Source organism: Tenacibaculum bernardetii (assembly GCF_029125915.1).
Classification (GTDB): Bacteria; Bacteroidota; Bacteroidia; order Flavobacteriales; family Flavobacteriaceae; genus Polaribacter; species Polaribacter bernardetii.
The window spans coordinates 1-1,140 of sequence record NZ_JAQJCU010000038.1 but is presented as its reverse complement, the minus strand read 5'-3'; the positions used below and the strand labels follow the sequence as shown (position 1 = coordinate 1,140).

At 30.0% G+C, this 1,140-nt stretch carries 1 protein-coding gene; it reads right to left on the bottom strand.

The genetic code is table 11. The features are described from left to right. Positions 1 to 252: 252 nt before the first annotated feature. Positions 253 to 930 carry a hypothetical protein gene (locus P2G10_RS12735; RefSeq protein ID WP_275316976.1) on the bottom strand — a complete coding sequence of 226 codons (678 nt, stop codon included), beginning with the start codon at positions 928 to 930 and terminating at the stop codon, positions 253 to 255. Positions 931 to 1,140: the final 210 nt, after the last annotated feature.

Here is a 1,140-nt window from a genome sequence, read left to right as displayed (position 1 = left end):
ATTTTTAACTCAAAATTAGTTCCGCCTGAGTGATTTCTAAAGTTTTTGCTAACGTCTCGGCTATGATTAGTACGGGAATAAAAGTGCACTTTTGTTTCCGTTTAAGCGATTAGCCAAATCTTTTTGTTTGTTTTTATTTTTTCTATTTAAAAGCCAAATCCAAAAGATTTGGCGGACTTTCTAAATATACACAGATCTTAGTTTAAAGCCCAAAACCCGTATTAATTATAGCCATTGTTAGCCATTGTTATTTTATTCAAAATCAATATTCCAATTATTTCTCAATGACTGTAATTTAGGAACAACACAAGATTTTTCTTCATTTTCAGCCGACACGAAAATCGGTACTAAATCATCTTTCTTTTTATCACTCATAATCGAAAAATCAGTTGTAAATGATTCTCCAATATTTTTTTTTCCGTTTCTTGTTTCATATTCATAATGCACAATAATTCCTTGTCCAACATTAGAAACAGGAAGTCCAGATTTTGGCATCATAGAAACTATCTTTCCTTTTGATACTTTTCCGAATTTGTAGAGTTTGAGTTCTTTTTTTAAGTTTAAGATTGAATAGATTAAAAAAGGTAATCCAATAATCAGAAATGGGATTGGAATAAGCAAAAAGAACCAAATTGAAAATCCATATGGTTTTAAGTCTTTTACTATTGAATTTCCGTTGAGTTCTTTAATTTCAATATCATTTCCAATTTCTAGTTTTTCTATTTTTCTTTCTTCTAGAACTTTATATTTAGATTCAATTTCCTTTCCATTCTCTGAATATTTGTATGAAATTATTGTTGGGTGAACTCCGTTAATGGTCACATTATATTGAGTTTCAATGTCCGTTATTTCAGCAGTAGTTTCTATTCCTTGTGAGTTTATTAAGTCATAATCAATTTCTGGCGTGTCGTTTCCGAATGACGAAAACACTATTGATAAAACAATTACAAGGAATAATGGAATTAGAGTAAAAAGAAAACCAAAAAGCATTGGAATCGGTTTCTTTTTCAGAATATTCAGTATAGTTGAGAATTTTACTTTTCTAGGCGTATTGTTCATTCGTTCGTTTCGTTTTTCTAATAATGGCTAACGGTTTTTTGTATAGAAAGTTGCTTTGTAAGAGCTCGGCGAATTTTCCGC